This window comes from Serratia sp. 1D1416, from assembly GCF_003641105.1.
GTDB lineage: Bacteria > Pseudomonadota > Gammaproteobacteria > Enterobacterales > Enterobacteriaceae > Serratia > Serratia ficaria.
Genome location: NZ_CP032738.1, coordinates 2510801 through 2531765, shown reverse-complemented (window position 1 = coordinate 2531765; position 20965 = coordinate 2510801). Strand labels below are relative to the sequence as shown.

Here is a 20965-nt window from a genome sequence, read left to right as displayed (position 1 = left end):
GACGGGGGCATTGCCCCCGCCATCAGGTTACTTCAGCGCCTGGGGCAGCGTCAGCACCCAGAGTTCGCTCAGCGACTCCGGCTGCTCCAGCGGCCGCAGTTCGATGCGGCTCGGCACCTTTTCGCCCTCCAGCCGCAGCTGGCCCTGCTCGCCCAACTGGTAATCACCGATTTTCTTGCCCTGCGGCTGCGGATCAATCAGCCTGGCCTGCAGGCCGAAATCATTGTCGTTGATCACCGCCAGCGTGCGATCGTCGATTAACGCCAGCCCTTCCACCTTCTCCTGGCGCCAGCCCAGCTTGCGCAGATCGGCCACTTGCCGTTTTTGCGCCAGCTTCACGCCGCGCCTGGCCAGATCTTTCGCATCATCGAACTCCAGCGCCTTGCCCTGGCCGTCGAATTTGCTCAGGTCGCTGGCCTGAGCGAGATCGACCAGGTAGATCTTGTTGATCATCTGCCGGTCTTTATCCGTGCCCTGCTCGATCAATAAAATACGCTGATTATCCAGCGCGACGATGTCGCCAATCTTGGCGTCCTTGGCTTTCTTGTAGCTGTCGACATCGATCGGGTAACCGTACATGGCGGTCTTGCCGCTGGCCGGATCGAAACTGACCAGCCGGGTGAACTGCGCCTTGTTCTTGCTTTTGCCGTCGACGTCCAGCGTGCTCTGCACCGCCGCCAGAATGCGGCCGTCCGGCAGGCGGGTTAGCCCTTCAAAGCCGCGGTTCGGCTGGCGCCATTTGATGATGTTCGGCAGGCCGCCGGCCACCGCCTGCTCGCCCGGCTGCGCCGTCGGGCCATATTTGGCGAGGATCTTGCCCTTGCCGTCGATATGGATCAGGAAGGGCCATATTCATCGCACAGCCAGTAACCGCCCTGGCCGTCGCCGACAATCCCCTCGGTATCCAGGCCGCGGCGGTCGCTCGGCAACCTTTGCAACGCATCGCTCAGCGCCACTTCATTGGTGCTGCCGATCAGCTCCGCCGGCAACGGCAGCCCGCCGATCGGCCCCCGCTCATCATGCAGCGGGCGCGGGTTGCCTGCGGTGGCTTTGCCGCCGCCGATGCGGATATCCATCAGCAACGGGACAAACTGCGGGTTGGCGAAAATTTTCGCTTCCCGCTCACCCACCTTCGGCGCATCGGCGTTGGGGCCGCGATCGGTTAACGTCGTCAGCAGCAAATCTCCCCCCTGCCTGCCGTTGAACACCAGGCCGGAGCCGATCCCCACCGGCAATCCCTGCGGGAAATTTTTGGCGAACTCACCCTGATAACTGACGCGCTCGCCGCCGGGAAAGCTGACGACGTAGCGCGCCACCGCGATGTCTGCGGCATGGGAAAACACGGGAAACAGCGCGGCGATGAGCAGCGAGGACAATTTTATTTTCATGGTTCCTGCTTAAGCGGTGAAGGAGAAATAAGTAACTTGCCAAGGTATTAATCTAGCATGACATTTTGATGACAGCGGCGCCCCCGCCGGCGGCGTGAGCAACATTATCCGCGCTGGCAAATCGGAATGAGCAATTAACCGCAATAAATTGAATGGGGAAAACGAATGGAAAATTATTGTGAATAGCCGCGACGATCGGCACCAATACATCGCCTCCTCTGGCTTAGGGTAAATTCTTATATGAAAGACAAAAAAGCGGCAATCGCGCGCCAGCAAAGCGAAAATCAGTGGTTTTCGCATAGACAAAATAAATCGTTGAGGATTTAATACCGACCGTTATTCAAGGTGCATTAAGAAAATTCCATAGAAACCTGCATTAATTGAAAAAGGGTTCTATAGTTTTTAGTGCTAACGCCCGTTAGTATTTTCCGTGGGATGGAATCTATGTCAAAGCGACTTTTTGCTGAATTTTTTGGTACATTTTGGTTGGTGTTCGGTGGTTGCGGCAGCGCTGTATTAGCCGCGGCATTTCCACAACTGGGTATTGGTTTTCTCGGTGTAGCGCTCGCTTTCGGCCTTACCGTGGTTACCATGGCCTATGCCGTTGGCCATATTTCTGGCGGGCACTTTAACCCGGCAATTACCGTGGGGTTATTCGCCGGCGGCCGTTTCGCGGCTAAAGACGTTATTCCTTACGTTATTGCGCAGGTGATTGGCGGTATTGCCGCCGCCGCGGTGCTGTATTTGATCGCCAGCGGTAAAGCAGGATTTGATGTCACCGGCGGCGGCTTTGCTTCCAATGGTTACGGCGAACATTCGCCGGGCGGATATTCGCTGCAATCCGCAATCGTTATTGAATTGGTGCTGACCGCATTCTTCCTGATCGTTATTCACGGCGTTACCGATAAGCGCGCGCCGGCGGGATTCGCGCCATTGGCCATCGGCCTGACGCTGACGCTGATTCACCTGATCAGTATTCCGGTTACCAATACTTCAGTTAACCCGGCGCGCAGCACCGGCGTGGCGATCTTCCAGGGCACCTGGGCATTGCAACAGCTGTGGGTGTTCTGGCTGGTGCCGTTGGTCGGCGGCGTTATCGGCGGCCTGATTTATCGCTGCCTGCTGGAAGACAAAAAGTAATTCAGGGGTATTCGATCACCTTTAGCAGGGCAGCCCTTATCGGCTGCCCTGCTGTTTTTTAGCCCTTCACCGCTTCAAACATCATGATGTCGCTGGTAAAAGATCCGTCCGGCTGGATGGCGAAATGCCCGGCTACTTCGTCGGACGCCGCCTGCTGCAGCGCGCGGATCGCCGTAACGAAATGCTCCGGGGTGCGCATGCGCGCCACCCAACTGCTGAACTCCAGATACAGCCGATCGGAAGTCACCTCCCGCACCACCAGCCCGGCCTCGGTCAGCAGCGCCAGCCATTCGCCGGGGGCGTAATTGCGTACGTGCGAGGTATCGCGCAGCACTTCGACGGTCTGCAGGTAAATATCCAGCAGCGGATGCCCGGGCGACACCACGTCCATAAAGATCGCTTTGCCGCCCGGCTTCAGCACCCGTTTGACTTCGCGCAGCGCCCGGCCCACATCGTGCCAGTGGTGAGCGGAATAACGGCTGATCACCACCTCGAAGCTGGCGTCTTCGAACGGCAACGCCTCCGCCACGCCCTGCTGCAGCTGAATATTGGCCAGGCCTTTGTCCGCCGCCGCCTGGCCGACCACCGCCAGCATCTGCGCCGACAAATCGTAGGCCATCACCTGCGCGACCCTGGCCGCCGCCGTGAAGCTGGCGTGCCCGGCGCCGCAGCCCAGATCGAGCAGCCGGGCTTCGGCATGCGGCTCCAGCAGGCGCGCCAGGCGCTGCAGATCCTGCCCCTGCGCATGTACCGCGCTGGTTAAATAAGCGTTGGCTTGTTCGCCAAACTGACGGTCTACCGCATTTTTATGGCTGTGGCTGATGCTCATGTTTGCTCCTGTTATTGTCGGGCTTGCGCCTGTGCCGGGTGGCATTCAGCTACTATAATCAGGGTAATATACGGGTACAATATAAGAAGTTATCCTAGTATCTACAGGTACCACGCTATGCAATCCGAAGCCTTATCCGGGCCAAAAGCCCTCGGCGCGTTCCTGCGCGCGCACCGCGAACGCATCACGCCGGAGATGCTGGGGCTGCCCAGCGCCCCGCGTCGCCGCACCAGCGGCCTGCGCCGCGAAGAACTGGCGCAAATCAGCGGCATCAGCGCCACCTGGTATACCTGGATAGAACAGGGCCGCGAGGTGTCCATCTCTCCCTTCACCCTGGCGCGCATCGCCAAGGCGCTGCGTCTCGGGCACGCCGAGCGGCACTACCTGTTCACCCTGGCGCGGGTGGCCGACCCGGAGCAGGAACAACATCAGGAGACGGCCGACAGCGCGGTGCTGCAAAGCGTGCACCAGATGACGGTGCCCTGTTACCTGCTGGACCCGACCTGGAATATCGTCGCCTGGAACCCGCAGGCGGAAGCCTTGTTCAGCGGCTGGCTGGGCCAGGCCAACACGCCCAACCTGTTGCACTTCATGTTCTTTCACCCGCTGGCGAAAACCCTGGTCCGCGACTGGGAAGATCGCGCGCGGCGGATCGTGGCCGAGTTCCGCGCCGAAACCAGCCATCATCAGAATACCGAGGAGATGCGCGCCCTGGTGCGCAATATGACCCACAACAGCGAGGCCTTCAATCGCTGGTGGAAACAGCACGACGTGCTGGCGCGCGAGGGCGGCGAGCGGGCGTTCGAGCACCCTCAGCAGGGGCCGCTGCGCTATCGCCAGCTGACCTTCCACCCGGCGGAAAACCCCAGCCTGAAGCTGGTGATGCTGATCCCTTTGCCGCAATTGGTAACAAATTCATAGACAGGTTTACCCAGCATTTATTTATTGGTTCATATAAACGCGCTAGGGTGATCGCTGCCGATGATAGTTATCATCCAGTACCAATATTCATCTCCTAGAGGTAATCCTATGCAATCCGAAGAACAACGTCTTATTGATGGTCTGTTTGGCCGCCTGAAAGAAGCCGAGACCAAGACGGGCCCGAGGGATCTCCAGGCAGAGCAGCAAATCAACCAGCACATCCGCGAGCAGCCCTCCGCCCCTTACTATATGGCGCAGGCGATGATCATTCAGGAAGCGGCGTTGAAGCAGCTGGATCAGCGGGTTAAGGATCTGGAGGCTCAGATTGCCCAGCTGCAGCAAAACGGCCATGGCCAACAGAGCAGCGGCGGTTTCCTGGCCGGCCTGTTCGGTGGCGGCAGCCGCAGTGCGCCAAGCCCGCGCGAGCAACTTCAGGCGCAGCAACAAAACAACGCGGCGTGGAACGGCCAACCGCAGGGGGTTATGCGCCGCAGCAGCAGCCGGCATACGCCCAGCCGCAGCAGGCGGCGCCCTCGCGCGCCGGCGGCTTCCTCGGCGGCGCGTTGCAAACCGCAGCCGGGGTGGCCGGCGGGGTGGTATTGGCCGACATGCTGACCGGCATGTTCCGCCATTCGCAGCCGCAGGAGATCGTTAACATCATCGACGAAACGCCGGCGCCGGTGGACGACAGCGCGATGCGTAATTTCGACGCTTCCAACAATCTCGACACCTTCAACAACGGCGACGGCAGCTTCCTGAACCAGGATAACGGCTTCCAGAACGCGGACTATCAGAACGACGACTCTGATTTCGCCGACGACTACAGCGACGACGACGATTCGTTTATCTGACGATCCTCCCCTCCTCTCGGGAGGGGTTTCCCGCCCCGCCTGTCTGGTCTACAGTTAACCCTGTCCATTCATCCAGTCAGGGAAAACCATGCCCGCATTTATCCCGTCACAGCCCGTTGTCAGCGCACGCCTGCTGATGCGCCCGCCTGTCGCCGCCGATTTCGCCCGCTACTACGCCATTTACGGCGATCCGCAAACCCAACGCTTCAACCCGGCCGGCCCGCTGACCGACCCGGAGCAGGCCCGGCACATTTTTACCGAGCGCGCCAATCGCTGGCAGCAACGGGGCTACGACTCCTGGGCGATCGCGCTGCGTGAACAGCCAGAACGGGTGATCGGTTTCGGCGGACTATCCTGGAAGCCGCTCGGCGCGCAGCGCACCGTCAACCTGGGCTATCGCTTCGACACCCGGGTATGGGGCATGGGGTTGGCCACTGAAATGGCGTTGGCGGCGCTGAAATTTGGTTTCGAGGGGTTGGGGCTGGATGAAATTTCCGCCGTGGTGCGGGAAAACCACCGGGCCTCACGGCGCGTGCTGGAGAAGGCGGGATTGCATTTGGTGGATACGCTGAACGACGTGCCCGGCGCGGCGCCAAGCCTGGTATATACGCTGATGCGCAGCGACTATCAGGGCTGATCGTCGCCGATTTTCGCCAGCGCCATGCGGTAAGATTTGACCTTCCGCCGCTTTTTCAGCCAGGTGGTGCCGGCAACGAGAGCGATGGCGCCGGACATGGTCAGCACGCCGATCGGATGGCCGTAAAATACCATCAGAATAAAATACACCGCGGACACGATCGCCACCCACTTCGCCGCATTGCCCACGGCATTTTTTTCCTGGGTTAGACGGCGGATCCGCTCTTCTTCACTGATTCCCATACGCGCTCCTTGTTGGCTGAACGTTTCATTATATGGGGGCAGACTGCTGATATTTCAATCGATTAAACGGTAAAGAAGCGTAAAGCTCACCCCGGCGGATCGCCGCGCCGCCCGAGATAACGCCCCGGCTGGTCAGCGCCGGGCAAGGCCGTGCCGTCATTGCGGCCAAACAGCCGGTAGCGATTACACGCGACGGCGTTATAGACGCCATCGGCCAAACGCGTCGGCAGAAAACGCGCCGACGCCAACAGCCGCCAGGGCCAGCCAAGCTGGCTCAGCGCCCGAAAAAACGCCGCCGATCGCAGCCAGTGCCCACGTTGATCAACATACAGGATGGAATCGAACCGGTCGGTCGGCAGCCCGCACCGCCGCAGGATAGCCTGGCCCTCGGCAGACTGCACCGTAGCCAGCAGGATGCGCCGGTGAGCATCGGCGCGGACTAAAAATCTCACCAGCCCGTGGCAAAGATTGCATTCGCCGTCGAACAGCAGCAGCCGATCGTCGGGCCGGAGATAACGGGTGAGCGGTGGGGAATTCATCCTGCCTCCTGAGCGATGGAGATCTCAGCCTAGCGCGCATTGCGCGCCGGGGCCAGCAGGATGGAGACCGTTAAGCTTTCGGCGGTGCCGGCGGCGCATCAGGCACCGCCACCACAGAGACGCGCACCTCATAGTGCTTGGCGTTGCCGGCCGGGATCACCGACGTCAGCTTGTTGATGGTTTCGACCGGATTATCGCTGGCCGAGGTGGCGCAGAACAGTTCTCCGCCGTGACAGAAGCCGGGCTTAGGCGGGTGCCCGCCGGGGAAAGGCGGCAGGTGCGGCCCCTGCCCTGCGGACGGCGGCGCATTGTGGGCCTCCGACGCCGGAGCGGACATCGCTCCCGCGCTGAACAGCATCGCTGCGCCGAGGAATGGCAGAGTCAGAACTTTAATGGCGTGTTTCATGTTATTAGCCTCATTGACCGGAATTGGCTCTAACCTACCCCGCCGCCGGTCAATGAGAAAGGCGCTTTTCGGCACCTTTTCATCCTGATGATCTTTGCTTACATCCCGGGGTTAACGTGATGAAAGGCTAAGGATTTTGTAAAGAGCTGCAAGATTACTTGCCGCCGGTCAGTTGGCCGTAGCTGGTCATCAGATTGCGGTAATCCGGGATATGGTTGGAGAACAGCGCCCCCAGGCCTTCCACATCGTTGCGCCAGTCGCGGTGCAGCTCGCAGGCCACGCCAAACCAGGTCATCAGCTGTGCGCCCGCCGCTTCCATGCGGCTCCAGGCCGACTGCCGCGTCAGCTCATTGAAAGTGCCGGAGGCATCGGTGACCACAAACACCTCGAAACCTTCGTTGAGCGCCGACAGCGCCGGAAACGCCACGCACACTTCGGTAACGACGCCGGCGATAATCAGCTGTTTGCGGCCGGTGGCCTTGACCGCCTTGACGAAGTCGTCGTTATCCCAGGCGTTGATTTGGCCGGGGCGCGGAATAAAGGGGGCGTCGGGGAACCGAGCCTTCAACTCCGGCACCAGCGGGCCGTTCGGGCCGTTCTCGAAACTGGTGGTCAGAATGGTCGGCAGGTTGAAATACTTCGCTAAATCACCCAGTGCCAGCACGTTGTTTTTAAAACGATCGGGTTCGATATCACGCACCAGCGAAAGCAGCCCTGCCTGATGATCCACCAGCAATACGGCGGCCTGATCCTTGTCGAGGCGTTGGTAATTTGCAGCCATGGTTTACTCCTATGGGGGTTTGATTGTTGCGGTTGTGAATGCCCCCGGCCGCAGGGCCGAGAGCACGAGGTTTAACTGTAGCGCCAGGCCCGGAGCTCGTCTCCCGGGCCGGGTTTTCGCGCTTAGCCGGCGTCGGCTTCAGCCGCCATGCTGCCGAACTTGCCGCCGTTGAAGTCGCGGAACGCCTGCTGGATTTCCGCGTCGCTGTTCATCACGAACGGCCCGTAGCCGACGATAGGCTCGTCGATCGGTTCACCGCTCAACACCAGCAGCGCGACGTCGTTGTTGGCTTCGATAGTGACCGAATCCCCCGCACGGTCGAACCGCACCATTTGGGTTTCACGCACCACTTCCTCGCCGTTGACCAGGATGGCGCCGTGCAACATCACCAACGCCAGCGTATGGCCTTCCTGCACCCGCAGGGTGGTGGTATGGCCGGCGTTCAGCTTCATATCCCAGACGTTAAGCGGGCTGAAGGTGCGCGCCGGGCCGGCCTGGCCGTCGAAGTTACCGGCTATCACCCTGACCTGGCCGGCGCCATCCGCCAGCGGAACCACCGGGATGTCGGCGTTCAACAGCGTCTGGTAACCCGGCGCGGCCATTTTGTCCCTGGCCGGCAGATTGACCCACAGCTGCACCATTTCCATGGTGCCGCCGTTGCGCGAGAAGTCCCGGGAATGGAATTCTTCGTGCAGAATGCCGGACGCGGCGGTCATCCACTGTACGTCGCCGGGGCCAATCACCCCGCCGCTGCCGGTGGAATCGCGATGCTCCACTTCCCCCTGATAAACGATGGTCACCGTTTCAAAGCCGCGGTGCGGGTGTTGGCCCACGCCACGGGTGCCGGAGGCGGAGCGGAATTTAGTGGGCGCCGCATGATCCAACAGCAGGAACGGGCTCATTTCCGCCCCCAAATCGTTATAGGAGAACAGCGAATTCACCAGGAAACCGTTGCCGACCCAATGGGCTTCAGGGCTGTTGTAAATACCGAGGATCTTTTTCATCTTGAACTCCTGTTTCAGGTCTCACGACCTTACGTTGATGGCAGAAGTTTAATCCAACGGGGTTTGCTGCAGTAGTAGGCAAGATGTACACTCAGCGTTCTATTGGTAGAACGATGGGAGCGAAGATGTTCACCGATCTGAATGACCTGTTTTTCTTCGCCAGCGTGGTCGATCACCAGGGGTTCGCCCCCGCCGGGCGCGCCCTGGGCATTCCCAAATCCAAACTCAGCCGCCGCGTGGCGCTGCTGGAGGAACGGCTGGGGGTGCGGTTGATCCAGCGTTCGACGCGCCGCTTCTCCGTGACCGAGGTCGGGCAGAACTATTACGCGCATTGCAAGGCGATGCTGATCGAGGCGGAAGCCGCCCAACAGGCGATTGAGCAAACCCGCGCGGAGCCCTGCGGCACCGTGCGCATGTCTTGCCCGGTGGCGATCCTGCATACCCGCGTCGGCAGCATGGTGGCGGCTTTTATGGCGGATTACCCCAAGGTCACGGTGCATCTCGAGGCCACCAACCGGCGGGTAGACGTGGTGGGCGAAGGGTTGGATCTGGCGATCCGCGTGCGGCCGCCCCCGCTGGAAGACAGCGATCTGGTGCTGAAAATACTGGCGCAGCGCAGCTGGTGCATAGCCGCCAGCCCGGCGCTGGTGCGCACTCTCGGCCCGGTGCAGCAACCGGACGATCTGCGCAGGTACCCGACGCTCGATCTCGGCCCGGCGCGCGCGCAACACCTGTGGCGCCTGACCGGGCCGCAGGGAGAAAAAATGGAATGGGAACATGCGCCGCGGCTGGTGACCGACGACATGCTGATGCTGCGCACCGCCGCCATCGCCGGCGCCGGGATCGTGCAGCTGCCGTCGATGATGATGCGCGACGACATGCTGCGCGGCGAGCTGGTGCAGCTATTACCCGGCTGGCAGCCGCAGGGCGGCGTGGTGCACGTGGTCTATCCGTCGCGCCGCGGCCTGCTGCCGGCGGTGCGGCTGCTGCTCGACTATCTGGGGCAACGCTTCGCCGACATCGAAGAAGAGTAATCAGGCGGTGATTTCGATGGCTCTGGCGTTCGGAAAGCCGCCGGCCTCCCGAGCGTTCCGGCGTCTTGCCGGCAATACCCGGCGCATCAATGAATGCTCAAGCGCTCAATGACGCACGCAAACGTCCGAAACCGTACAATTATTTTCGCTGAAGAAAATACCGATGAGGGATTTTAGCCCGCGAGATGTTGGCTATACTGAGGCAAGCAACGTTACCGTAGACGTAACGTCTTGGGCGCTAAGGGAAAATGATGTTATCGACAATCGCAAGGTGGCTGTTTCAATTACCGGGCAGGCTGTTTGGGCTGATTTTTAAAAATCGCCTGACGATTTTTATCTTCTTCATGCTGGTGGCCATGGGAGTGTTCAGCGGTAAACGCTATCTGCGCGCTCATCAGCATGACGACGAAGCGGTGGCCACCTCACCCACCGATTACAACAGCGCCATCAGGCGCGAAATGCCGCTGCGCGAAGCCCGCGAGCAGTGCGGCGGCCCGCTGCACGACAACGCCGGGCAAGCCTGGCCAGCGTCGGCCGGCTATCTGCATCAGCCGGAACGCCCGCCGGCCGGCCACGCGCATCGGCTGACGCTGGACAACCAAGGCAACGATTTCGCGGTGTTGGTCAGGCTGGAAACGCCCGCGGCGCCGCAGCAGCTGGCGGAGGTGTTCATTCCCGCCGCCGGCAGCTTCGACGTCAAAATCGACTCCGCCGCGGACCACGTGATGAAAATCAAGAACATCAAAAGCGGGTGCAACTTCCGCTCCCGCGCGTTCACCCTGGGCAAAGACAGCGACTGGCGGATGCCGCTCAAGCTGCACGCGAACAGCGGCATCGCGTTCCAGCCCATCAGCGACCGCGAGTTCTGACGCGCGCCGCAGCCGTTACTTCTTCACCGGATGATCGCGGCGGAACAGTTCCCAGCTCTCGATTTCCTGCCCGTTCGGCAAGGTGCAGGTGGAATACTGGCCGGCGGCGTTTTGCCTGGCGTTCAGCTTGCCGCCGATCTCGCTGCAGTACACGTCAGCCGGGTTGGCCATGCCGATCGATTTTACCTGCGGCGGTGGCGGCGCGTCGTTGGTTTTCATGGCGCACCCCTGTAGCGCTGCCGTCCCTGCAAGCAGGGAGATGATCAGAGTTTTTTTCATTTTTCAGCTTATTCAGAATAGAAGGCGGCGGATTGCCCCGCCGCCCGGACAATCAGGAAATAAAGGACTGGCCTTGCTTCAGCACCAGATCGCAGGCTTTTTGCTTCACCTTCTCGGTGATTTGCGAGGTGCCCAGGTTATTCAGATCCAGGCTCTTGCCTTCGCCGGTCTGCAACAGGCCGCCCAGCCCCTGCTGGTAGTCCTGGCTCTTGGCGTTTTCAGTGCCGCTGATGCCCAGCTTGCTGAGCAGTTGGTCTTTCACCCCTTCGGCGCCGTTAGCCGACAGCACGTTGTTTTTGACGCAGTACTGCAGGATGCCGGCGGCGTTGGTCATGCTGCTCGAGCTCAGCGCCTTGTCGCCACCGTTCAGCAGGCCGGTCAGCGAAGACAGTGAAGTGGCGCCGTCGCCGCTGCCCGATGATTTGCTCAGCTCACCGGCTGCGCTGCTCAGAGAATCCATCAGCCCGGCGGCCTGGGATGCGCCGCTGGCCAGGGTTGCGGTCAAGGTCAGCGCCAGCAGTAAACGATGTTTGGTGTTCATGGTGGTAAAACTCCTGTAATAACGGCGTGCAATCAGCGCAATGCGCCGGGTCATTTCCTCCGACGCCGCCAGCGGCGACAAGTTCCTTTTCGCTGGCGATATGGCTGTTTTTCGGAATGTCGGCAATCTTCGCCGCGGATTAAAACTGCCAGCGCAGCCAGGCGAAGAATACGTTGCCGTTGTTATAGGTGCCGGGAATGTAAGTGGCCTGGAAGGTCAGCCGCCGGTAGCCGATGGAGGCCAACGGCAGCGGCGCCGGAATAGGAATATAGTTCCAGTTGTCGCGCGCGGTGACGCTGGCGGTGAACCCCAGCCCCAGGCGGAAATCCTTGTCGTCCAGCGGACGCCAGATCTTCTCGTAGGCATAGCCGCCGATCGGCTCCCACTTGTTGAACGAATCCTTGAACGCCATCAGATAGATGCCGTGCCAGTCGCCGTCGCTGTCGTAGCGGGAAATGCCGTAACCGGCGCCCCAGGGGCGTTCGTTGTACTTATCGATGTGCTCGTCGTCGTAAGTCCAGCGGTTGTGCCAGGTGATGGCCGGTATATAGAGGTCGTGATTGGGCGAGTTGTTCCAGGTCTCCGCCACGTTGTCGGTGAAACGCTGCCAAAGACCCGGTTTTTCAGCCTGCGCGGCGTTGCTATTTTCTGCACCAACCTCAGCGTAAGAAGGCAGTGTAGGAAATATCAACGCCAGAGAACATGCCAAAATAGTCCGTTTGAAAAACATCATAAAGCTCCTGTAAAAAATACGGCCGGGGATTCTTGCCGATTGGCCGGGCAAGATCAAGCTGTATCTAATTTATCCAATGCGCCGTTGTCACTTGGTTAAGTTTAGCCGCTGTGCCGCCCCGGCAGGTTCCGGGCGCCAGCCTACCGCCCGCGCGCAGGGCCGTCTGTCGGAAAACTCCGCATTGCCGGCGTCGCCGCGCGTAGCGAAAAGTTTACGTTCGGCGCGGCGCATTATGTGATGGCCAACACGTTATGTCGGCGGCCTGCCGCGCGCTTTTCAGCCTTGGCTGGCCCCCCCGCCGCCCGCGGGCGTTGTAAAGTTGCAATGCCATCGCCAGCGCCGGCCACGCTCGCGATTGTTAATTATTTGTTTACACAAGGTTGCGCGTTGGTGCCGTGCGATTTTTTGCCGTTCCGCGCTTAACGTTATTTTTGCCATGCCGCCAAACGACGGAGCTCGCCGGCGGGGATTTAACCGCCCAGCAAAAGTACCGGCGAGTCATACGCCCGTCGTTATGCTGCCCGGCACTCAGCCATTTCTTGCGCCAATCAGCCGCAAATGAAAAATACCATGGGCCTGCAACCGCAAATAACCTCACGTTTAATGCAGGAAAATAACGCCGTAAACCGCCGGATACGTTCGGCTATTTTGCCGCCTGCCCGGTGCGGCTTGAACAACCCCGCGGTTTAAATAACTGTTAAAGCTAACGTGAACGGCCCTCACCTGCATCAGGGCCGCGTCGATGAATTACCGGCAGCACAACATCGCCAGCAATTTATTTTGCTGTTTTTCGCCTGAAAAAATAAAAGATAAATAATCCGGAGCAATCAATGAAAATAACTATCGGGTCATTCATTCTGCAACAACTTCGCACCCTGAATATCGATCGCATCTATGGCGTGCCCGGCGACTATAACCTGAGCCTGCTGGAATTGCTGGAACGGGACGAACGGCTGGCGTTTATCGGCAACTGCAATGAGCTGAACGCCTCCTACGCCGCCGACGGCTACGCCCGCCTGAGAGGCGCCGGGGCGTTAATCACCACCTATGGCGTAGGCGATCTGGCGGCGCTGTCCGGCATCGCCGGCGCCTACGCCGAGTCTGCGGCGGTGGTGTGCATTTCCGGCACGCCGCCGCTGCACGCGATGAAAAATCATCAGTTGCTGCACCACACCCTGGCCGACGGCAATTTCGACAACGTGATGAACTGTTTTAAGCAATTCACCGTCGCACAGGCGTTAATTACGCCGGAAAATGCGGCGCAGGAAATTCCGCGGGTTATTTCCCGCGCCTGGATAGAAAAAAAGCCGGTCTATTTGCAACTGCCCTCGGATATTTGCGAGGTCGAAATTGAGCTTGCCGCCGCCCCCACGCCGCCGCAGCTGCCGACCAGCGATAAATACAATGTTCAGTTGGCCGCCATGGCGCTGCTGGCGCGCATCAAACGCGCGCAGCGCCCGATTATTCTGGTCGATCAAATGGTGGATCGTTATCGGCTGCAGCGGTTGGTGATCGCGGTAGCGCACCGCTTCGGTATCCCATTGACCAATATGCCGACCGCCAAATGCATCATTCCGGAAACCACCGCCGGCTGGATGGGCGGTTACAGCGGCAATCTGTCGCGCCCCGAGCTGTATGAACATATGGCTCACGCCGACTGCGTGCTGAGCTTTGGCGTGCGGCTGGTGGATTCCACCACCGGGTATTTCTCGCACCAAATCCCCGCCGCCGCCCAGGTGGATATCCAGCCGTTCTCAATGAAGCTGGATAACACCTCCTACCCGGCGGTAGCGGCGGCGGACCTGCTGCAGGCGCTGCTGGAACTGGACGAGGAGCCGGCAGCCAGCCCGCAGGCGCCGCTGCCCAACCCGCGCGACAAGCTGGCCACGCCGGGCGACGCGGCGCTCGATCAGGCCTATTTCTGGCAGCGGATGCAGCGCTTCATTCAGCCTGATGACGTGCTGGTGGTGGAAAACGGCACTTCGGGCGCGGCCATCGGCGGCATGCGCATGCCCGACGGCGTACAGGTGGTCAATCAGCCCATCTGGGGCTCGATCGGCTATACCCTGCCGGCGCTGCTGGGCGCCATGATGGCGGCGCCGGAGCATCGGCACCTGCTGTTTATCGGCGACGGCTCCTTCCAGCTGACCGCCCAGGAAGTCTCCACCCTGCTGCGTTGCGAACAAAAGCCGATCATCTTCCTGATCAATAACGACGGCTACACCATCGAACGCTATATCCTCGGGGAAAGCGCGTCTTACAACGACATCGGGCCCTGGGACTACGCCAGACTGCCGGCGGTATTGAACACCGGCGCCAAACCGTTCAGCGTAGCGGTGGAAACCACCCAGCAGTTGGAAATGGCGCTGGAACACGCGACGCGTCAGGACAGCCTGACGTTTATCGAAGTGAAAGTGCCGATGATGGATACCCCGCCGGTGATGAAAGAGTTCTGCAACCGCTGCAATAGCTTCAACTTCGGCCTGACCAACCCGCGCCGCAGCGCATAGCGCCATTGCACCCTGAGCGGTGAACTTTATCACTCAGGGCACGCCGCTCTCGTTTAACCGCCGGCGCGCGCCATGCAGCGCTGCCGCCGCTCATCCACCCGCTTGGCGAACCAGGCGGTGGTCAGCTTGCGGGTGATTTTCGGGCTTTCCAGCTGGATGCCCGGCAGCATCTCGCGCGGCAATTTACCGCCGGTGGTTTGCTCCGCCAGCGCATAAACCCGTTCATACAGGCTGGTATCGGCAAAGTCGAGCCGATCGCCCTTTTCCAACGCCCGCCGAATGCTGGAGTCGCTCATGTCCAGCCGTTTGCCGAGGGTGCGCGCCGCCAGCTCGGTGGAGCCGGGCTTGTCGGTGCCGTAGTTGATCAGGTCGCCGTCCAGCGCCAGCGGAATGCCGCTCGCCCGGCTGACCGCGCTCTGGAACGCCGCATTGCGGCTGGCGTACCAGCCGGCGTTGAAATCGGCGAAGCGGTAAATCGGCCGGCTGTAGTCGGCCGGATAGCCCAACAGATGCGCGATGCCGAAATACATGCCGCCGCGGCGGCTGAACACTTCACGGCGGATCGAACCGTCGACCGGATACGGGTACCCTTTCGCATGCGCTTCGGCGAAGGCGATGCTCACCTGCATCGGGCCGCCGGTATGCACCGGATTCAGCTTGCCGAACAACGTCTGCCCCATCGGCACCCGGTTGATCATGTCATCGAAGATATCGCTCAGGTCTTTCTCGGTGCGCACCTTGTCCAGGCGTTCGCTGTAGCTCTTGCCGTTCGACGATTTGATCAGCAAGGCGGTGTGCACCAGGAAGTTCGGTATATGCAGCTGGTCGGCGCGCCGGTCGATCTCTTTCCAGGCGATTTTCGACAGCCCCGGCACCTGCGGGCTGGCCTGGAAGGTCGACTCCTGTTCGGTAACCGCCAGCACGGAACACAGATTCTCGTTGCTCGGTTCGATGCCCTGGGCGGCGAACGCGGCGGTGATGTCGGTGGCCCAGCCCTGACGATCGCCGGCGTTGGCCGGCATCAGCCGCACCAGCTGCGCCTTCACGTCGGCGGGGCGCGCCGCAGGGGAAGTGGGGGTGGTTTTACTGGCACAACCCGCCAGCACCAGCAGCGCGGCCAGGCTCAGCGGGCGGAAGAGTTTGGATTGAGTCACACGGCGTAATGGCATCTTTTCCCTGATCGTTATGCATAGGCTGCAGTGAAGTTAGCCCAGCCGGCGGACACAATCCAGTTTAAATATGCCGCCGCCCACACATAGGCTAGTCTGTAGGAGGAAAATAACTCAAGGAATAACAAGATGATCGAACTCAGGGAAATGACGGAGCAGGAGCGCGAGCGCTACCGCGCGCACGGCGTGGAGGAGTACGCCAAAGACCTGGCGCGTTCGCTGCCGCTGGACATGGAGCAGGCGCGGGTGGAGGCGGAAGCCAGCTTCAGCCGCGGGCTGGCGGCGCCGGGGCAGCGGTTGGTTTGCGCCTGGCAACCGGCGTTGCAGGCCAGCGTCGGCATCGTTTGGTACGCCATCGAGACACGCACCTTCGGCCGGCAGCTGTTCATCTACGACCTTGAAGTGGCCCCCGCCTGGCGCGGCCAGGGGTATGGCGAGCAGATACTGAACGCCGTGCTGGCGGCCGCGCGGGCGGCGGGGGCGCAATACGCCGAGCTGACGGTCTTCAACGATAATCCGACGGCGGCGCGGCTGTACGCCCGTCTCGGTTTCAGGGCGGTCACTACCCGCATGCGGCGGCGGCTATAAGCCGCTTTCATGATTTCAGGCATGTTCAAGGCGCATTAAAAGATGTATTTTATATGCATCATATTAAATCGCTTTGACCGCCAAGCTTGAGGAGAGCGTTATGGATCAGCTGCTTTGTTATAAAACCCTGCCCGAATGGAACGCCGCCACGCTGCCGGAGGCATTTCGCCAGCGGCATAACACCCAAAGCGGCACCTGGGCGAAGCTGACGCTGCTGAGCGGCAGCCTGACCTTCGCCATGATGACCGAAGACGGCGCCACCCGCGAAACCTGGCAATTCAGCCCGGCAAGCCAGCCGCCGTTTATCGAGCCGCAGCAGTGGCACCGCATCGTCGCGTTCTCGGACGACATGACCTGCCAACTGGCGTTCTACTGCTCGCCGGAAGATTACTACCATAAAAAATATGAGCTGACGCGCACCCACTCCGAGGTGATTGAGGCCGCAGCGCGCATCGCGCCGGGCAAAGCGCTGGATCTGGGCTGCGGCGGCGGGCGCAACTCGCTGTATCTGAACCTGAAAGGCTTCGACGTCACCGCCTGGGACAAGCACGCGCCGTCGATTGAACGCCTCAACCAGATTATCGACGCGGAACGGCTGTCGAACCTGAACGCCGGCGTGCGGGACCTCAATACCCAGCGTTTCAGCGGCGAGTACGACTTCATCCTCTCCACCGTGGTGCTGATGTTCCTCGATCGCCGGCAAATCCCGACTATCGTGCAAAACATGCAGGACAGCACCCGCCGCGGCGGCCATAACCTGATCGTCGCGGCGATGGACACGCCGGACTACCCTTGCCCGCTGCCGTTCCCCTTCACCTTCAAACCGGGAGAGCTGAAGAACTGTTATCGCGATTGGGAAATTCTCAAGTACAACGAGGAGGTGGGGCAGCTGCACAAGACCGACGCCGCCGGCAACCGCATCTCCCTGCGTTTCGCCACGCTGCTGGCGCGCAAGCTATAAGGCGCCGTGGGATATCCCCCACGCGGCGCCTCATTCATCCGGTTGTCACCTCGCGCGCCCCGCTCCGGCCGGCGCCCCCCTCACAGAGGGGGCTGTCGGTCGGCTTTTTCATCATCCGTTCCTCACGGCGGCTTATCGGTGTTGAGCAGCATGGCCGCGGGGCAGCGCGCTACGACAAATTTCAGCCAACAACATGAAGTTTATTACGTTGCCAACCCGCCTGCACGGCGTTAGGATCGCGGCCGGCCACCGGCGTGGCCAGTGTTTTTGCCTGATTGTTGCGCGCATGGAGAGGTTATTGTGTTAGAGAGTTTTGGCGTCCTGAATCTTTGGACCTATTTAGCCGGAGTGGTTTTCATCATCATCCTGCCGGGGCCGAATACGCTGTACGTGCTGAAAACCGGCGTGTCGCGCGGCGTGCGCGCCGGCTACACCGCCGCGCTGGGGGTGTTTATCGGCGATGCCGTGCTGATCTTCTGCGCCTATATCGGCGTGGCCTCGCTGATCCGCACTACGCCGTTCCTGTTTACCCTGGTGCGTTTCCTCGGCGCAATCTACCTGCTGTTCCTCGGCGCAAAAATCCTCTACGCCACCTTTATCCAAAAGGCGGCGACGCAACAGCAGCAGATTGAAGGCGGCCACAGCATCCTGCGCAAATCGCTGACGCTGAGCCTGACCAATCCGAAGGCCATCCTGTTCTATGTGTCGTTCTTCGTGCAGTTTATCGACTTCAACTATGCGCATACCGGCCTGTCGTTCACCATCCTGGCGCTGATCCTCGAGTCCGTCAGCTTCGTCTACATGACCACGCTGATCTTCTCCGGCGCGATGCTGGCGCACTTCTTCAACCACAAGAAAGGCCTGGCGAAACTCGGCAACGGCCTGATTGGCCTGCTGTTCCTCGGCTTCGCCACCCGCCTGGCGACCCTCAGCTCATAATCCCCCGGCGCCACGGCCGGCGAACGCCGGCCGCTATCGCCAAAGTGTCACGCAGCGCAAACCGAATGTCAGGCAGACCAAAGCCGCTTTTTGGCGGCTGATATAGACTTTGCGGGTTAACCCCAACCCCATATGTCTGACAGGAGGGCGTATGCCTGACAATACCCTGACCGTGCTGGATAGCGTGTCGCGTTTTCTCGAACGTCAGCATGGCCTTTATATCGACGGCCAATGGCGCGGCTCCGCCGCCGATGGCCGACTGGCGGTGTATAACCCGGCCAACGGGCAGCAGATCGCCTCCACCGCCGACGCCAACGAGCACGACGTCGCCCTGGCGGTGCAATCCGCCCACCGGGCGTTCAGCGAAGGCGTGTGGGCGCAGCGCCTGCCGGCCGAGCGCGAGCGCATTTTGCTGCGTTACGCCGATCTGGTCGAGCAGCATGCCGAAGAGCTGGCGCAGCTGGAAACGCTGGAACAGGGCAAATCGATCAACATCGCCCGCGCGTTTGAGGTCGGCAGCACGCTGAACTGGATGCGTTACACCGCCGGCCTCGCCACCAAAATCACCGGCCAGACGCTGGACGTGTCGATTCCGATGCCGCCGGGCGCCAAATATCAGGTTTATACCCGCAAAGAGCCGCTCGGCGTGGTCGCCGGCATAGTGCCATGGAACTTCCCGCTGATGATCGGCATGTGGAAAGTGATGCCGGCGCTGGCGGCGGGCTGTTCGATCGTCATCAAGCCTTCGGAAACCACCCCGCTGACCCTGCTGCGCATGGCCGAACTGGCGACCGAAGCCGGTATTCCGCCCGGGGTGTTCAACGTCGTCACCGGCAGAGGCACGGTTTGCGGCAAGGCGCTGACCCAGCACCCGCTGATCGCCAAGGTCAGCTTCACCGGCTCGACGCCGGTAGGCAAAAGCATCGCGCGCGCCGCAGCCGACCGCCTGACCCGGGTAACCCTGGAGCTGGGCGGCAAAAACCCGGCCATCGTGCTGAAAGACGCCGATCCGCAGCAGGTGGTGGAAGGCCTGATGTTGGGCAGTTTCCTCAACCAGGGCCAGGTGTGCGCCGCCAGCTCGCGGATTTACATCGAAGCGCCGATATACGACCAACTGGTCGCCGGCTTCGAGCAGGCGGTAAAATCACTGTCGGTCGGGCCGGGGATGAACGCCGGCGCGCAGATTAACCCGCTGGTGTCGCGCGACCACCGCAATAAGGTGGCGGCCTACCTGGACGACGCCCGGGCGAAAAATGCCGAGCTGATCGTCGGTTCCGCCGGCCCGGACGCCAACGGTTTTTATATTCCGCCGACGCTGGTGATCAACCCGGACGACCGGCTTGACCTGACGCGTGAGGAGGTGTTTGGCCCGGTGGTCAACCTGATCCGCGTGGCGGACGCCGAAGAGGCGCTGAGCAAGGCCAACGATACCGACTATGGGCTGACCGCCAGCCTGTGGACCACCAGCCTGCAGAAGGCGATGGCCATGACGCCGCGCATTCAGGCCGGCACGGTGTGGGTCAACACCCATACGCTGATCGACGCCAACATGCCGTTCGGCGGCTTCAAGCAGTCGGGCAGCGGCCGCGATTTCGGCCCGGACTGGCTGGACGCCTATACCGAAACCAAATCGGTGTGCATTCGTTACTGAGCGAAAACAACCGGGGCCGGCTCATCGTCAGCCCCGCCAATCGGTTACCGGTATTGCCTGCGGTATTCGCTCGGGGTAACGCCGAAACGCTGTTTGAAGGCGGTCGAAAAATGGCTGTGATCGGTAAAGCCCCAGTCGTAGCCGATGCCGGCCAATTTTTCCTGCCCGTCGGCGCTGCGCAATGCCTGCGCGCACAGGTCCAGCCGACGGTTTTTGATGTACTGCGCCACCACCAGCCCCTGGCGGGCAAACAGGCGATACAGGCTGCGTAAAGAGACGCCAAGCTCCATCGCCACCCATTCCGGCCGCAGCTGCGCCGATTGAATATGCCGGTCGATCAACGCCAGCGCCTGGTTGAATACCGGCTGCCGGCCCGCCGGACGCGCCTGGGCGCCCGCCAGCGCCGGCTGCAGCAGCGCCGCCAGCGCGTTCAATATCGCCTCGCTTTCCGCGCCGTCGATCTGCGGGTCCTGCATGCTGCCCAGCACCAACTGCCGGCTGAGCCGCACCGCGCCGTTTTCCGCCCCCAGCCTGCGCGCGCAGGGCGGCGGCAACGGCAGGCAGCTGCGCGGCAACAACAGCGAAATTTGGCGCGAATCGCGCTGAAAGGTGAAACTGCTGGGCTGCGAGGCGTCGATCAGCGTGGCGTCGCCGGCGGAAAGCACCGCCTGCCGCCCGCCCTGTTCCATCAACGCGGTGCCGCGCAGTTGGAAAACGGTAAAGAAGTGCCCGCCGTCGCTGCGGGCTATCTCGCGCGGGGTGCGGTACAACCGGGCTTGGGCCACGTCAACCACGCTCAGGCGCAGCGCATGGGCGCGGAATTCCTGCATGGCGCCGCTGAAGCCCGGCCCCAGCGTTTTGGCGCAAAACCTGCCGCAGGCGGTGTTGATTTTACCCAGCCATTCTTCAAAGCCGGCGTCCCTGAGCTGCGTCGACACCATCATGTCTCTCCC

Annotated in this window: 21 protein-coding genes and 2 pseudogenes; 11 read left to right on the top strand and 12 right to left on the bottom strand. The window is 61.2% G+C overall.

Annotated elements, in window-relative coordinates:
• Positions 1-27: 27 nt before the first annotated feature.
• Positions 28-1388, bottom strand: a pseudogene (locus D7I37_RS12015) (esterase-like activity of phytase family protein).
• A 444-nt stretch (positions 1389-1832) separates the two neighbouring features.
• On the opposite strand from D7I37_RS12015, the gene aqpZ reads away from it, so the two are divergent.
• On the top strand, positions 1833-2528 hold the full coding sequence (gene aqpZ, locus D7I37_RS12010; RefSeq protein WP_061796187.1) for an aquaporin Z: 696 nt from the start codon (positions 1833-1835) through the stop codon (positions 2526-2528).
• 58 nt (positions 2529-2586) lie between these two features.
• Here aqpZ and D7I37_RS12005 read toward each other — a convergent pair whose 3' ends face one another.
• Complete coding sequence (locus tag D7I37_RS12005) at positions 2587-3357, bottom strand: class I SAM-dependent methyltransferase (protein ID WP_061796186.1); 771 nt, start codon at positions 3355-3357, stop codon at positions 2587-2589.
• 117 nt (positions 3358-3474) lie between these two features.
• On the opposite strand from D7I37_RS12005, the gene D7I37_RS12000 reads away from it, so the two are divergent.
• The 3 genes and pseudogenes from D7I37_RS12000 (at position 3475) to D7I37_RS11990 (ending at position 5766) form a co-directional block, all read left to right on the top strand.
• Positions 3475-4278 (top strand): helix-turn-helix transcriptional regulator, encoded by an 804-nt coding sequence (locus tag D7I37_RS12000; protein ID WP_061796184.1) that lies wholly within the window; start codon positions 3475-3477, stop codon positions 4276-4278.
• Positions 4279-4386: 108 nt separating this feature from the next.
• Positions 4387-5129, top strand: a pseudogene (locus tag D7I37_RS27685) (DUF2076 domain-containing protein).
• Positions 5130-5217: 88 nt separating this feature from the next.
• On the top strand, positions 5218-5766 hold the full coding sequence (locus D7I37_RS11990) for a GNAT family N-acetyltransferase (RefSeq protein ID WP_095095973.1): 549 nt from the start codon (positions 5218-5220) through the stop codon (positions 5764-5766).
• Here the strand turns inward: D7I37_RS11990 and D7I37_RS11985 are convergent.
• The 5 genes from D7I37_RS11985 to D7I37_RS11965 all read right to left on the bottom strand — a co-directional run bounded on the left by D7I37_RS11985 (position 5757) and on the right by D7I37_RS11965 (position 8738).
• On the bottom strand, positions 5757-6008 hold the full coding sequence (locus D7I37_RS11985; RefSeq protein WP_061796181.1) for a hypothetical protein: 252 nt from the start codon (positions 6006-6008) through the stop codon (positions 5757-5759). The genes D7I37_RS11990 and D7I37_RS11985 overlap by 10 nt on opposite strands.
• An 86-nt stretch (positions 6009-6094) precedes the next feature.
• Positions 6095-6547 (bottom strand): thiol-disulfide oxidoreductase DCC family protein, encoded by a 453-nt coding sequence (locus D7I37_RS11980; protein WP_129543721.1) that lies wholly within the window; start codon positions 6545-6547, stop codon positions 6095-6097.
• Positions 6548-6617: 70 nt separating this feature from the next.
• Positions 6618-6953: a hypothetical protein gene (locus D7I37_RS11975; protein WP_061796178.1), complete on the bottom strand. Its 336-nt coding sequence runs from the start codon at positions 6951-6953 to the stop codon at positions 6618-6620.
• Between the two features lie 154 nt (positions 6954-7107).
• The gene (ycaC, locus tag D7I37_RS11970) at positions 7108-7734 is read right to left on the bottom strand and encodes an isochorismate family cysteine hydrolase YcaC (protein WP_061796177.1); all 627 of its coding nucleotides are present in this window, start codon (positions 7732-7734) and stop codon (positions 7108-7110) included.
• Positions 7735-7856: 122 nt separating this feature from the next.
• On the bottom strand, positions 7857-8738 hold the full coding sequence (locus D7I37_RS11965) for a pirin family protein (protein WP_061796176.1): 882 nt from the start codon (positions 8736-8738) through the stop codon (positions 7857-7859).
• Between the two features lie 125 nt (positions 8739-8863).
• On the opposite strand from D7I37_RS11965, the gene D7I37_RS11960 reads away from it, so the two are divergent.
• Both D7I37_RS11960 and D7I37_RS11955 read left to right on the top strand, forming a co-directional pair.
• Positions 8864-9772 carry a LysR family transcriptional regulator gene (locus tag D7I37_RS11960; protein ID WP_061796174.1) on the top strand — a complete coding sequence of 303 codons (909 nt, stop codon included), beginning with the start codon at positions 8864-8866 and terminating at the stop codon, positions 9770-9772.
• A gap of 251 nt (positions 9773-10023) precedes the next feature.
• Entirely contained in the window at positions 10024-10641 is a 618-nt protein-coding gene (locus tag D7I37_RS11955; protein WP_129544764.1) for a hypothetical protein, read from the top strand.
• A gap of 15 nt (positions 10642-10656) precedes the next feature.
• Here D7I37_RS11955 and D7I37_RS11950 read toward each other — a convergent pair whose 3' ends face one another.
• The 3 genes from D7I37_RS11950 to pagP all read right to left on the bottom strand — a co-directional run bounded on the left by D7I37_RS11950 (position 10657) and on the right by pagP (position 12194).
• Positions 10657-10920, bottom strand: coding sequence for a DUF333 domain-containing protein (locus tag D7I37_RS11950; protein ID WP_061796172.1), 264 nt, complete (start codon positions 10918-10920; stop codon positions 10657-10659).
• Positions 10921-10972: 52 nt separating this feature from the next.
• On the bottom strand, positions 10973-11461 hold the full coding sequence (locus D7I37_RS11945; RefSeq protein WP_061796384.1) for a DUF2501 domain-containing protein: 489 nt from the start codon (positions 11459-11461) through the stop codon (positions 10973-10975).
• 139 nt (positions 11462-11600) lie between these two features.
• Positions 11601-12194 (bottom strand): lipid IV(A) palmitoyltransferase PagP, encoded by a 594-nt coding sequence (gene pagP / locus D7I37_RS11940; RefSeq protein ID WP_174524344.1) that lies wholly within the window; start codon positions 12192-12194, stop codon positions 11601-11603.
• 830 nt (positions 12195-13024) lie between these two features.
• On the opposite strand from pagP, the gene D7I37_RS11935 reads away from it, so the two are divergent.
• A complete protein-coding gene (locus tag D7I37_RS11935) occupies positions 13025-14704 on the top strand; it encodes an alpha-keto acid decarboxylase family protein (protein ID WP_129543720.1) in 1680 nt (559 codons plus the stop codon).
• 53 nt (positions 14705-14757) lie between these two features.
• Here the strand turns inward: D7I37_RS11935 and D7I37_RS11930 are convergent, their stop codons facing one another.
• The gene (locus tag D7I37_RS11930; RefSeq protein WP_095095958.1) at positions 14758-15873 is read right to left on the bottom strand and encodes a DUF1615 domain-containing protein; all 1116 of its coding nucleotides are present in this window, start codon (positions 15871-15873) and stop codon (positions 14758-14760) included.
• A gap of 129 nt (positions 15874-16002) precedes the next feature.
• Between D7I37_RS11930 and D7I37_RS11925 the strand changes: the two genes are divergently transcribed.
• From D7I37_RS11925 to D7I37_RS11910, 4 genes are all read left to right on the top strand, one after another.
• Positions 16003-16461 (top strand): N-acetyltransferase, encoded by a 459-nt coding sequence (locus tag D7I37_RS11925; protein ID WP_129543719.1) that lies wholly within the window; start codon positions 16003-16005, stop codon positions 16459-16461.
• 100 nt (positions 16462-16561) lie between these two features.
• Positions 16562-17422 (top strand): SAM-dependent methyltransferase TehB, encoded by an 861-nt coding sequence (gene tehB, locus D7I37_RS11920; RefSeq protein WP_129543718.1) that lies wholly within the window; start codon positions 16562-16564, stop codon positions 17420-17422.
• 300 nt (positions 17423-17722) lie between these two features.
• The gene (leuE, locus tag D7I37_RS11915; protein ID WP_061796167.1) at positions 17723-18361 is read left to right on the top strand and encodes a leucine efflux protein LeuE; all 639 of its coding nucleotides are present in this window, start codon (positions 17723-17725) and stop codon (positions 18359-18361) included.
• Positions 18362-18512: 151 nt separating this feature from the next.
• Entirely contained in the window at positions 18513-20012 is a 1500-nt protein-coding gene (locus tag D7I37_RS11910) for an aldehyde dehydrogenase family protein (protein ID WP_129543717.1), read from the top strand.
• 44 nt (positions 20013-20056) lie between these two features.
• Here D7I37_RS11910 and feaR read toward each other — a convergent pair whose 3' ends face one another.
• On the bottom strand, positions 20057-20956 hold the full coding sequence (gene feaR, locus D7I37_RS11905) for a transcriptional regulator FeaR (protein WP_061796165.1): 900 nt from the start codon (positions 20954-20956) through the stop codon (positions 20057-20059).
• Positions 20957-20965 lie beyond the last annotated feature (9 nt).

Bases quoted from the DNA above. Each gene is read 5' to 3' on its own strand.
- D7I37_RS11935 (WP_129543720.1), top strand. From the start codon at position 13,025: ATGAAAATAACTATCGGGTCATTCATTCTGCAACAACTTCGCACCCTG.
- D7I37_RS11950 (WP_061796172.1), bottom strand. From the start codon at position 10,920: ATGAAAAAAACTCTGATCATCTCCCTGCTTGCAGGGACGGCAGCGCTA.
- D7I37_RS12005 (WP_061796186.1), bottom strand. From the start codon at position 3,357: ATGAGCATCAGCCACAGCCATAAAAATGCGGTAGACCGTCAGTTTGGC.
- D7I37_RS11930 (WP_095095958.1), bottom strand. From the start codon at position 15,873: ATGCCATTACGCCGTGTGACTCAATCCAAACTCTTCCGCCCGCTGAGC.
- pagP (WP_174524344.1), bottom strand. From the start codon at position 12,194: ATGATGTTTTTCAAACGGACTATTTTGGCATGTTCTCTGGCGTTGATA.
- D7I37_RS11910 (WP_129543717.1), top strand. From the start codon at position 18,513: ATGCCTGACAATACCCTGACCGTGCTGGATAGCGTGTCGCGTTTTCTC.
- D7I37_RS11965 (WP_061796176.1), bottom strand. From the start codon at position 8,738: ATGAAAAAGATCCTCGGTATTTACAACAGCCCTGAAGCCCATTGGGTC.
- feaR (WP_061796165.1), bottom strand. From the start codon at position 20,956: ATGATGGTGTCGACGCAGCTCAGGGACGCCGGCTTTGAAGAATGGCTG.
- D7I37_RS11945 (WP_061796384.1), bottom strand. From the start codon at position 11,461: ATGAACACCAAACATCGTTTACTGCTGGCGCTGACCTTGACCGCAACC.
- D7I37_RS11980 (WP_129543721.1), bottom strand. From the start codon at position 6,547: ATGAATTCCCCACCGCTCACCCGTTATCTCCGGCCCGACGATCGGCTG.
- D7I37_RS11975 (WP_061796178.1), bottom strand. From the start codon at position 6,953: ATGAAACACGCCATTAAAGTTCTGACTCTGCCATTCCTCGGCGCAGCG.
- D7I37_RS11925 (WP_129543719.1), top strand. From the start codon at position 16,003: ATGATCGAACTCAGGGAAATGACGGAGCAGGAGCGCGAGCGCTACCGC.
- D7I37_RS11985 (WP_061796181.1), bottom strand. From the start codon at position 6,008: ATGGGAATCAGTGAAGAAGAGCGGATCCGCCGTCTAACCCAGGAAAAA.
- D7I37_RS11960 (WP_061796174.1), top strand. From the start codon at position 8,864: ATGTTCACCGATCTGAATGACCTGTTTTTCTTCGCCAGCGTGGTCGAT.
- D7I37_RS11955 (WP_129544764.1), top strand. From the start codon at position 10,024: ATGTTATCGACAATCGCAAGGTGGCTGTTTCAATTACCGGGCAGGCTG.
- D7I37_RS11990 (WP_095095973.1), top strand. From the start codon at position 5,218: ATGCCCGCATTTATCCCGTCACAGCCCGTTGTCAGCGCACGCCTGCTG.
- tehB (WP_129543718.1), top strand. From the start codon at position 16,562: ATGGATCAGCTGCTTTGTTATAAAACCCTGCCCGAATGGAACGCCGCC.
- ycaC (WP_061796177.1), bottom strand. From the start codon at position 7,734: ATGGCTGCAAATTACCAACGCCTCGACAAGGATCAGGCCGCCGTATTG.
- D7I37_RS12000 (WP_061796184.1), top strand. From the start codon at position 3,475: ATGCAATCCGAAGCCTTATCCGGGCCAAAAGCCCTCGGCGCGTTCCTG.
- aqpZ (WP_061796187.1), top strand. From the start codon at position 1,833: ATGTCAAAGCGACTTTTTGCTGAATTTTTTGGTACATTTTGGTTGGTG.